This window comes from Acidobacteriota bacterium, assembly GCA_016195325.1.
Classification (GTDB): domain Bacteria; phylum Acidobacteriota; class Polarisedimenticolia; order JACPZX01; family JACPZX01; genus JACPZX01.
Genome location: JACPZX010000074.1, coordinates 1 through 9,999, shown reverse-complemented (window position 1 = coordinate 9,999; position 9,999 = coordinate 1). Strand labels below are relative to the sequence as shown.

The window sequence follows — 9,999 nt, the reverse complement described above, 5'->3', positions numbered from 1 at the left end:
GTTCAACGGTGGTCTCCCTTCGATCGGACAGTTCTTACGCCAACCGAGAGGATGGCAGGTCACCGTTGAGCCGTCTACTGAGAATTGCTCCATTGCGAGTAAGTGATCTGGAATCAATGACTTACTAAGATCCTACCTATGTACTTCCTCTACCGAGCGGAAGCCAACGAGTTCCGCTTCTGTTGGGCGAGAGATGAGGCCCGCCGCCTTTCGCGCGAGAATCCGACGTGGCGTGAGCGTGATTCCGTCGCTCTGAAGTTTGGTCGAGTGCTCGACCCTCCCGCCATTGGCGCCATCTGCGAGAGGATCCTCGACGAGAGCCAGCGAGACCGGAAGATACGTGATACGGTCGATGAACTTGCCGCGTATGGTCCCGTCCGCGTTGAAATCGACGTCGGGAGCGGGATGGTGACGAGCCCTCCCGATTCCGCACTTCTACTGCGTAATTTCGGCAACGCGCTGGTTTCATCTGGCCAGCATCGACGAGTCCTTGAACTCGGTCAACTGCTCCTCCCAAAGGATGAGCGGGATCCCAAAGTCCAGCTTGCACTGGGCTATGCGTGTTTCGCCTCTGGGGAGTACCTCCGTGCTGATGCGCACCTCTCCGATGCGGAAGCCGGAGGCGATTCCCTCGACCCGGCCGATCGCGGCTTTCTGCATGTCTTGCGTGACACATGCGAATACACAACTGGCCGCATCGACATTGGAGAGTACCAGGCGCGTCAAGATCTCTGGTCCGCGGGCGAGAGCGGTGCTACTGCGCTCCATTATGAGATGCTTTCGATGAGAACGAGGCTCTTCTCAGCGCGGCACGGGTCTGAGCGGGCCAAGCTAGGTCGGGAACTTCTGGAACTCAAGGCAAGAGTGGACGCTCATCCAGGGTCCCTGGAGGGATTGCGTCTTCGCGCCGAACTGATGGGGTTGGAAGCCGAGGCGCTTGGCCTTGCGGAGGGGTTCATGCGACTCCTCCTGTACGCACGTGTCGGCGGTGCCCTTAGTGCCGTCCTGCAAGGCGGGAAGAGCAAGATGGAACTCCTCGCCTCGTGGCTGGCAAACTGGATCAGCTTGGAGGCTCGTTTCGCCAGGCTCTTGGTTTCGATCTCCGAATCCGTCGATTTCCATCTTCTGTGCGACGCGCTTCTCGCGAGAGCCGGTTCTCGAATGACGCTTGTAACCAGCGCCAAAATTGTCGTTATGGCTTTCTTCGGTGATGCTCCAGACGCTCCCACTCCCCCGATGTTGCATCCTGAGGACATCGATCAAGCGGAGACCCTAGCGCGCGAACACGGATTCCGAAGCGAGGAGCTGCGTGCGATGCTGGATCGCGCGACCTTGCTGGCGCTAAATGGCGAAGAGAGCAAGTCACGCGACATCGCGAAGTCCGTGCTTGACCAAGCCCGGGTCCTGCGACTCGTGGACTTTGAACGCCTAGCGGAACTGCATTGTAGCCCCGAGGGTTACTTGGGGACGCTTGTCACGAGAACGAAGGCGAGCATCGAGGAAGATCAAGACCGAAGGCTTGCGCGCACAAGTGACGAAGACATCCTGGCAGAGGCGAGAGATGGGCTGCTCAGCATGCGATTGCCTCCGGATCGACTTCCCATTCTCTTGAACGACTACCGAGCGACGCGGGCTGTCTCTCGAGAGAGAGTGGAGTGGTGCCGGCACATCGGATTCATGCAGGACCTGCAGCATACGTTTGACCGGGCAACCCTGTATGCACGAGAGCCGGAGCGGGTCGGCCATTGCGAGAAGTTCGGGATACGTTCGAGGATCCCACAGGAGGATTGGGGTGCGGTGCTCGTGGCGTTCAAGCGGGCTTACTGCGATGAGTGTGCCGAGCGGTCACCAAAGGGAAGTGAACCGACCGGAACGCCACACTGATCCTGATTGCATTGAACTGCTGTGAGGCCGATGCCTGACCTTGGGTGCGGCGTGACCCGCCCCCTTCACTCCCCCACCACCACCGCCTCCGCCCCCAGCCCCCGAAGCCTTTCGTTCAGCTCCTTCAAACGAGCCGCCATCCCCTCCCACCGCCCAATCGCCTCCCCCGCGATTGGCCCAAGCTTCTCGAACCCCGCCCGAGCATCCGCCGTCGGAGCCGCATCGGCCCCATCTACCGCCTCCATCAGAGATCCCAGCGCCCCCGCAACCCACGCCAGCGTCGCGATCTCCCGCGGCGGAAACGCCTGAGCGTCGTACCGATTCGGCGTCACCCGCCCCCCCGTGACCGCGCTCAGATCCCGCTGGAACGCATCAAAGGCCAAAGCCACCGCCCCGGACGCCGCCGCACGCCGACGGGAGATCTCCTTCTGCAGCTTCCCCGCCGCATCCGACGCCACCGCAACGCGCGTCGCGAGACCCTCCACCTCGCGCGCCAGCGCAAACTCCGAAAGGTAACCCGCCGCGGAGAGCGTCACCCGGGGATCCGCCGTGACCTCGAACCGACGAGTCACCGTCGAGCCATCCACAATCAAAGAAGCCACGTAAACACCCGGCGGAGCCCACACCCCCTCGCGCGAAGGATCGACAGCCGCGAGCGCCTCGGGGACCGCGTAGCGGAGTGACCACACGAATCGGTGCATCCCCGGCGACGCCGAGAGGCCGGCAGGCAAACCCTCCCACTCCGCCGAGACCTTCACGCGCGAAGGATCCCGAGGTCGCCCCGCGTCGGCGCTCGAGAACCGCGCGACGACCGCGCCGGAAGAGTCGCGGATCTCGAGAGCGACCGGATCCCTCGGAGCCTTCCCGAGAAGGTAATCAAGGACAGCCCCAAGCCGAGGATTCGCCGCCAGAGGCTCGTCCTTCGGCAGAGGCGTCCCCGTGAAGCCGTCGGGGCGCACGCGGTGGGCCAAAGCCGGCTGGAAGAGCCAGGCGCTCGAAGCCGCAACGTCCGCGGAGATCTGCCGGAGCGGCGAGACGTCGTCGAGGATCCAGATCCCGCGGCCGTGCGTGGCGATGACGAGATCGTCGCCGTGAACGACGAGGTCCCGCACCGAAGTCACGGGAAGGCCGAGCTGGAGCGGCTGCCAGTTGTCGCCGTCGTCGAACGAGACATCGACCCCCTTCTCCGTGGCCGCGTAGAGGAGCCCCCGCCGGACCGGATCCGCCCGCACCGCATTCACGAAGTGGTCGGGCAAGATCCCGGAGACAACGAGCTGCCACGAACGCCCGCCGTCGTGCGTCCTGTAGATGTAAGGCTTCCGGTCCTCGAGGCGGTGACGGTCGACGGCGGCGTACGCCGTCTCGGCGTCGAAGCGAGACGACTCGAGGACGCCGACCTTCGACCACGGCGTCAGACCCTGAGGCGTCACGTCCTCCCAGTGGGCGCCGTCGTCCCGCGTGCGCCAGATGAGGCCGTCGTCGGTCCCCGCCCAGAGATCGCGATCGGCCGCCTTCGACGGCGCGAGGGAGTAGACGACGCCGCGCCGCGGGCCCGTCCCCTGATCGTGGGCGGCGGTGACCGGATCGAGGTTCGGCGGCGCGCCGGGATCCGGCCGCGTCAGGTCGGGACTGATGAGGCTCCAGTGCGCGCCGCCGTCCTCCGTGCGGAAGACGCGCTGCCGCGCGAAGTAGAGAGCGTGCGGATTCAACGGCGAGAAGGCGAGAGGGAGCGTCCACGTGCGGCGCCAGATGTCGGGGAAGGCGAGGGTCGGATCGACGTCGCGCGCCTGGCCGGTGCGGAGGTCGAGCTTCTCGACCGTGCCGCCGTAGATCGTCTCGGGGTCGAGAGGATCGGGGACGACGTTCTGGGCCTCGCCTCCCGCGGTGATCTCGCGGAACTCGGACATCGTGATGCCGTTCTGCGTCGTCGTGCGGCTGGGGAGGGCGACGGCGCCCGAGTCCTGCTGCGGTCCGTAGACCCGGTAGGGAAACCGATCGTCGGTCGAGACGCGGTAGAGCTGAGCCGTCGGCTGGTTGTACCAGGAGCTCCACGTGGCGCCGCCGTCCACGCTGACAACGGCGCCCTGATCGGTGCCCAGGATCCGCCGCGCGGGGTCGTCGGGGTCGATCCAGAGCTCGTGGTAGTCGTCGCCGCCGGGCGCGCCTTTGACGGGCTGGAAGGTCGCGCCGCCATCGGCCGATCGGTACAGGCTCGTGTCGCCGACGTAGACGACGTCGGCGTCTTTCGGATCGACGGCGACATCGCCGAAGTACCAGCCCCGCTCCCAGATCCTCTCGTCGGCGCAGACGCGCCGGAAGTGCGCGCCGGAGTCGTCGGAGCGGTAGAGCCCTCCCTCGGCGGCGTCGACGAGGGCGTAGACTCGGCGCGGGGTGCTCCTGGCGACGGCGATGCCGATGCGGCCCGGCTCGGCCGGGAGCCCTTCGGTCAGGCGCGTGAAGTGATCGCCGCCGTCGGTGGACTTGAAGAGGCCCGACCCCGATCCGCCGGCGGGGGGATAGATGTTCCACGGCGTGCGGCGCGTCCGCCAGAGCGCGGCGTAGACGACGTTGGGATCGCCCGGCTCGAAGGCGGCGTCGATCGCGCCGACGTTCTCGTCGCCGCCCAGCACCTTCGTCCAATTGCCGCCGCCGTCGCGGCTGCGGTAGAGGCCGCGCTCCTCGTTGGGGCCGTAGGGGTGGCCGAGCGCGGCGACGATGACGACGTCAGGGTTGCGGGGGTGGACGATGATGCGGCCGATCTGCTGGGAGTCCCTGAGGCCTGCGAAGGCCCACGTCTTTCCGCCGTCGACCGACTTGAAGATGCCTTCGCCCTGCGAGATGTCGGAGCGCATGTCGGCCTCGCCGGTGCCGGCGTAGATGACCTTCGGGTTCGATCGCGAAACCGCGAGCGCGCCGATGGAGCCGATGGGCTGGTCGTCGAAGAGGGGGCGCCATGTTCGCCCCGCGTTGACGCTCTCCCACACGCCGCCGTTGACGGCCCCGAAGTAGAAATGATCTCGTTCGCCGGACACCCCCGATACGGCCAGCGTCCGGCCGGCGCGGAAGGGGCCGACGAGGCGCCAGTGAAGGTCCTGGAAGAGTCCCGGATCGACGGCGGTTCCTGAAACGAGAAGTGCGAGCGCGACGGCGGCGAAAGGTCTGGACATCGTGGGCGCGATTCTAGCCCGGATTTTTCACGGCAGGTGTGGCACGGGGTTGCGGCGCGATCAAGCGGATGATGGAAACCGTCATCCAACGACGGCGTGTCGGCGAACCGTGTCGACACTTGTTGAAACCTGTAGACAGGATCGCGCGGGACTCACAATGCGCTCCGGTCACCCACCCTGCCCTTCGGTCCCCTCGCAGGAGGGCTCTTCTCCGGCGACGGAAACGTCGACATCAGCGAGGAGTAACCCGGGGCGGGTGGGCCTCGTCGAGCTCCGCGCCCGTTTGGGTCGCCCAGAAGTGGCCCTCCTCGGCCGACGCGTTACCACGAAGATTCGGACCTCCACTCCGAGATTTCATGGTCCCTCCGGAGCGGATGGGCTTCCGTAGCGCGAGCACGTCCTACGGCGCCTTCTTTTCGCTGGCGTCGGCGGACTTCTCCGGATAGAGAACCCCGACGACGCGCCGATCCAGATTGAGGTAGCGACGGGCCGCGTCCCGGAGCGCCTCGGAGGTGACCAGGCCGACGAGCCTCTCATGCTCGAGGATTCGCCACGGCGTCTCCCCGTAGCGCGCCGCCTCGGCGAGCTGCGACATCCAGTAGCCGTTCTCCCGCAGATCGGTCTCGTGCGCGCGCACCTGCTGTTCCTTGACCTTCGCGACGACGTCGGCTGAGGCACCGTCCTTCTTCACCGTCTCGACGGAATCCAGCGTCGCCTTGAGGAGCTCTTCGACGCGGCCCGGATCGCACCCGAAGGTGATCGTGAAGCCGTACTCCTCCCTCGGCCGGCGCGCGAGCCCTCCCGAGACCCCCACTCCGTAGACGCCACCCATGTCCTCGCGGAGAATCTCCCTGAGGCGGATGCGAAGGGCGGAGGCCAGAGCGCCGATGAGCTGGCTCTGATCCCGGCTCCAGGGAGCCTCGCCGGTGAAGACGAGGCGCACCTGGCTCTTCGGCTCGATCCCCTTGCGCACTTCAACGCCAAGGACTCCGTCCGGAGCGCGCACCCCGACGTCCTTCCACGATTCCACGCGACCCGTCGACGGGAGGCCGCCGAGCCAGGTCATGACGAGCGGCCGGATGGCGTCGGTCCCGAATGCGCCGACGATGACGAACGTGAAGTCGGAGGCGTCGGCGAAGCGATCGCGCCAGACGGCCTCGGCCGTCCCGAGGTCCGCCTCGTCGAGGGTCGCGACGCTCAGAGGGCGCCGGCGGAAGTGTCCCTGCGACATCGTCTCGCTCATCCTGTCCGCGAAGACGTTCTCGGGCCTCGCGAGGCGGTTCTCCAGGAACCCCTTCATGCGCGACTTCCAGGTCTGGAACGCCGCCGCGTCGGCGCGCGGCGCCGTGAACCTCAGATAGGCGAGCTGGAACATCGTCTCGAGGTCCCGCGGGGAGGCGAAGGCCGAGATCCCTTCCTCCAGATCCCCCAGGAACCCGAAGGCCGACGCGATCTTCCCCGTCAGCGCCTTCTCCAGCTCGACGCTGTCGAACGAGCCGAGGCCGCCTTCGGAGAGGATCGAGGAGGAGAGAGCCGCGGAGACGTACCGCGCGTCGGTGACCACCGACGTCCCGCCGGGGCTGAAGCCGGTGAGCAGGACCTGGTCGTTCTTGAAGTCGGTCGGCTTCAGGATCACGGTGACGCCGTTCGACAGTCGCCACCTCGTGGCGCCCGCGGAGGCGATCTCGGTCTCGTCAACGAGCGTCGCCGGCTTCGGGGGGGAGGCGACCAGCGGCTCCTGCCGGACGCGATCCACCCATGGATCGATCGGCTTCGCGCGCGCGCGGTCGAAGGCGGCGACGATCTCCTTCTCCTCCGGCAGAGCGATGTCCTTCTTCTCCGGCGCGTTGACGAGGACGACGCGGTTTCGCATCGCTCCCCGGTCGCGGGCGAGCCCGTTGATCTCCTGAAGGGAGATCGTCGGCAGGAAGCGTCGCGCGAGGCCCAGCTCGAACTCGATCCCGGGGGCCGGCTCCCCCTCGAGGAAATGGTCCAGGATCTCGTTCGCGAGGCCCCCCGATTCCTGCTTGTCCCGCTCGTCGTAGGCGCGCTCGTAACCCCGGAGAACGTTCGCCTTGACGCGCTCGAGCTCGGTCGGCGTGAAGCCGTGCTTCTCCACGCGAGCCTGCTCCGTGAGGAGCGCGTCCAGTCCCCGCGCGATCCCCTTCTCCTCCACCGTGGCCCGCTGGAACTCGGCCTCCCGGCTCCTCGTCAGCCGGCTCCCGCTCGAGAAGGCGGAGAGGAAGGGCGGATCGGGCGCCCGTCTCAGCTCGTCGAGGCGGTCGTTCAGCATGAAGTGGTACAGCCTCTCGACGATGGACCGCCGGTAGTCGGCCGCCGTCTCCCCGCTGCGGGGGAGGAGCGTGTCGACTGCGACGCTCGTCGAGGTGGCCTCGGAGTCGGTCGCGACGGCGACGAGCGTCTCGTCGTGGTCCGGCACGGGGAAGACGGTCCGGGCGCGTTCCTTTTTCGGGTTCTTCAGGCCGGCGAAGCGCTTCCGGATCTCGACCTCCATCTTCTCCGGGTCGATGTCGCCGACGGCGATGACGGCCATCAGATCGGGCCGGTACCAGTCGCGGTAGAAGCGACGGATCGTGTCGGGGGAGGCGCTCTCGAGGATCGCCTTCTTGCCGATCGTCAGCCTGTCCGCGTAGCGAGACCCGTGGAAGAGGACGGGGAACTGCCGGTCCCGCATCCGCGCCTCCGCGCCGCGGCCCACCCGCCACTCCTCGATCACGACGCCGCGCTCCTTCTCGATCTGGGTCGTCTCGAAGCTGACGGCGCCGGCCCAGTCCTCGAGGATCAGGAGCGCCCTGTCGACATTCGCGGGGTCGTCTGTGGGGACCAGGATCGTGTAGACGGTCTCGTCGAAGCTGGTGTAGGCGTTGATATCCGGCCCGAAGCGCATCCCCATCCGCTCGAGCGCGTCGACCAGCTCGTGCTTCTTGAAGTGCCGTGTCCCGTTGAAGGCCATGTGCTCGACGAAGTGGGCCAGCCCGAGCTGGTCGTCGTCCTCCAGCGTCGAGCCGGCGTTGACGGCGAGCCACATCTCGGCGCGCTTCTCCGGCCTCGCGTTCCTCCGGATGAAATACGACAGGCCGTTCTCGAGCTTCCCGGACCGGATGGCCCGATCCAGGGGGAGGACGGCCGACGCCTCGATCGTCGCGGGATCCGGAGCGGCGGGCGGGGCGGGCGCCGGCGGGGCCCCCGGGAAGGCCGCGATCGACGAGGCGAAGAGGGTGATAATGAACGAGCCCAGGGCGAGGAGAAGGCGGGATTTCAGGTCGGCTGCCGGTGGAGTCATTGAATTCCTCCGTGTCAAGGCGTCCGACATTACTACGCTGAGCGAACGTGTACCGTCCAGGATGACTTCACAGCGTCTTCCCGCCGTCGCGCGTCAGCCGGCCTGGTGAGAGGCGCCGGCCTCTACCTGCACGTGGCAGGAACATAAGTGCCGACGTCGATGTCGCAGGCGACGAGGCAGTAGAGCTTGTTCCCCTGACTGTAGAAGTAGGGGCCCGCGACGCAACCCGGCGGGGGCGTGAAAGGCGGGCAGACACAGTGCTTGTTCGCGGCGTGAGCGTTCGTGGCCAGGCCAAGGGCGCTCAGCGCCACGACCAAAAAGATCAGGATCGCGACGATCATCGATCGCCTGGATGACCTCATGACCAACCTCCTTTGCCGGTGGGTTTGGACCCGCGGTCCACCTCTCGCGAGAATGATACGCCCACCCGCGGGGGCGGGCCACAGGAACGAGGAACGCCGCTGAGCGCTCGTGTCGGCTGCGCTCCCGCGCATCGAAAAGCGGTACTCTCGCGGCGCGCTGCTCCTGGTGGGGGAACCGGGAGTGGGGTCCGAAGCTGACATGGCTGAACCCGGAGATCAGAGCATGCGCCACGTCCAGGTGAATGACGTCCGCGTCCCGACGTTCGTCTACGGAACCGCGTGGAAGGAGAACGAGACCTCACGGTTGACCCGATTGGCGATCGAAGGGGGCTTTCGCGGGATCGACACCGCGAACCAGCGCCGGCACTATCACGAGGCCGCGGTGGGCGAGGCGATCTCCGAGGCCATCGCCTCCGGCGCGGTCCGGCGGGATGAGCTGTTCCTCCAATCCAAGTTCACCTCCCTCGGCGGCCAGGATCATCGCCTGCCCTACGACGCCGATGCGCCCGTCGCCCTTCAGGTGGAGCAGTCCTTCGCCAGCACCCTCTCGCATTTCGGCGCCGAGTCCCTGGACTCGTACGTCCTGCACGGGCCGACGAGCCGGTACGGGCTGGCCCCCGACGACTGGGAGGCCTGGCGAGCCATGGAGAAACTCCACGCCTCCGGCAAGGCCCGGCTGCTCGGGATCTCGAACGTCACCCTCGAGCAGCTCGCGGCGCTCGTGGCGAAGGCGAAGGTGAAGCCGGCGGTGGTCCAGAATCGTTGCTTCGCGGCGATGGGCTGGGATAGCGCCGTCCGCGAGTTCTGCAAGGGCCTGGGAATTTTGTATCAGGGCTTTTCGCTCCTGACCGCGAACCCGCAGGCCGTGAACCACCGTCGCACGCAGGATCTCGCGCGGAAGTACGGCACGGGCCCGGCCCAGGTGATCTTCCGCTTCGCCCAGCAGGTCGGGATGATCGCGCTCACCGGAACCACTTCGGCCGAGCACATGAAGGACAACCTCGAGGCGTACGGCTTCGAGCTGGAGGCTGACGAAGTCGCCGAATGCGAGCGGCTCCTCGGCTGACGGGACGTCGTCTCAGGTCGCTGATCTCCGGAGGAGAAACCTCCGCGTGACGAGAACGAGCAAGAGGACGACCAACATCGCGGCGAGCGCGGGGATGAGGAGGGCGAGCGCGGACAGAAGGAGCGACCCACACAGCTCCAGGGTGGCAATGACCGGATTGCCGAAGCCTGCTGTCGTCATGGTGGAGAGATGCCTCGTCCCGGCCGTCATGAGCTG

The 9,999-nt window shown here is 66.8% G+C and carries 6 protein-coding genes; 2 read left to right on the top strand and 4 right to left on the bottom strand.

Annotated elements, in window-relative coordinates; genetic code table 11:
- Positions 1-138 precede the first annotated feature (138 nt).
- Positions 139-1,884, top strand: a complete 1,746-nt coding sequence (locus HY049_13705) for a hypothetical protein (protein ID MBI3449957.1) — start codon at positions 139-141, stop codon at positions 1,882-1,884.
- 65 nt (positions 1,885-1,949) lie between these two features.
- Here the strand turns inward: HY049_13705 and HY049_13700 are convergent, their stop codons facing one another.
- From HY049_13700 to HY049_13690, 3 genes are all read right to left on the bottom strand, one after another.
- Entirely contained in the window at positions 1,950-5,051 is a 3,102-nt protein-coding gene (locus tag HY049_13700; GenBank protein MBI3449956.1) for a hypothetical protein, read from the bottom strand.
- 400 nt (positions 5,052-5,451) lie between these two features.
- A complete protein-coding gene (locus tag HY049_13695) occupies positions 5,452-8,355 on the bottom strand; it encodes an insulinase family protein (protein MBI3449955.1) in 2,904 nt (967 codons plus the stop codon).
- Positions 8,356-8,477: 122 nt separating this feature from the next.
- Positions 8,478-8,717 carry a hypothetical protein gene (locus HY049_13690; protein MBI3449954.1) on the bottom strand — a complete coding sequence of 80 codons (240 nt, stop codon included), beginning with the start codon at positions 8,715-8,717 and terminating at the stop codon, positions 8,478-8,480.
- Between the two features lie 223 nt (positions 8,718-8,940).
- On the opposite strand from HY049_13690, the gene HY049_13685 reads away from it, so the two are divergent.
- Complete coding sequence (locus tag HY049_13685) at positions 8,941-9,783, top strand: aldo/keto reductase (GenBank protein MBI3449953.1); 843 nt, start codon at positions 8,941-8,943, stop codon at positions 9,781-9,783.
- A gap of 12 nt (positions 9,784-9,795) precedes the next feature.
- Here the strand turns inward: HY049_13685 and HY049_13680 are convergent.
- On the bottom strand, positions 9,796-9,999 hold a 204-nt coding region (locus tag HY049_13680), incomplete at its 5' end, for a DUF4126 domain-containing protein (protein ID MBI3449952.1).